1 pseudogene is annotated in these 1,211 nt (G+C 41.3%); it reads left to right on the top strand.

From position 1 onward, the window contains the following. Positions 1–1,211, top strand: a pseudogene (locus BUC06_RS23995) (RHS repeat-associated core domain-containing protein); the annotation flags it as partial.

Genomic DNA, 1,211 nt, shown 5'->3' with positions numbered 1-1,211 from the left:
GTCAAGAATATTGAAGATGATAACTGGACCAAAAACTACACCTATTATGATCTCAAAGGACGAGCGATTGGCAGTCATTCCATCAATCATCTGGGAGGCTATACCAAAACAGAATCAAAACTTGATTTTGCCGGAGTAGCACAGACTGTCATTACGAAACACAAAAGACTGACTACAGATACAGAAAGAGTCATTACCGAAAACTTCATCTATGATCAGCAGAACAGACTTCTGGTCCACAAACACCAGGTAGACAGCAATCCTGAAGAAATTCTTGCCCAGAATAAGTACAATGAACTTTCTCAGCTTGAAAACAAGAAAGTCGGGGGAATCAGCATTGGATCACCGCTTCAAAGCATGGATTATCAATACAATATTCGGGGCTGGATGACCAGGATCAATGATCCGGACAATCTTAACGGAAAACTATTCGGATACTCCATGAGATACCAGGATCCCGCTATTCCTGGTACATCAGTTCCCCAATATGGAGGAAATATTGCAGAAGTACACTGGAGAACCGCTGATGATGTTTACAAAGCATACCATTATGTCTATGATAAGCTGAACAGACTGACAGATGCCATTTACAGAGAAGCCTACACGACGGCTCCCAATAATTATTTCTTTAATGAAAACTTGACGTATGACCTCAATGGGAATATCACTACCCTGCACAGAAACGGAAAAGCGCCTGCAGGAACAGCACAGCTTGTCGACAATCTTACCTATCATTATACAGGAAACCGTTTGAATCAGGTTATTGAAAGCTCCTTAAATGATGCAGGATATGAAGGCGGAAACAATATGATTGATTATGACCTGAACGGGAATATGACCACGATGAAAGATAAAGGGATACAGGATATTGTTTACAATTATCTTAACCTGCCCAATACTTTTACGATCACCCAGACCGATCCATTCCTGGGACAGACCATCAATGCTAGCTTGGGGTATCTGTATCGTGCAGACGGAACAAAACTTCGTAAAAACTATATCAAGCAAGGCAGAAGAGGGTCACCTGGTACCACTCATAGTACAGATTATCTGGATGGCTTCCAGTATAGCTATTTTGAAGGAGGTGGTATATGTTTAACTTGTAGAACAGAGACCGCTTTTGAAGAACAGGCTTATAAAAACATCAATGATGTTCTTGTTATCGGAGGTCCACCTGAATGGAAACTGGATTTTGTGCCTACTTCAGAAGG

It is taken from the genome of Chryseobacterium carnipullorum, from assembly GCF_900142785.1.
GTDB lineage: Bacteria > Bacteroidota > Bacteroidia > Flavobacteriales > Weeksellaceae > Chryseobacterium > Chryseobacterium carnipullorum.
This window is presented reverse-complemented; position numbering and strand designations above follow the sequence as displayed.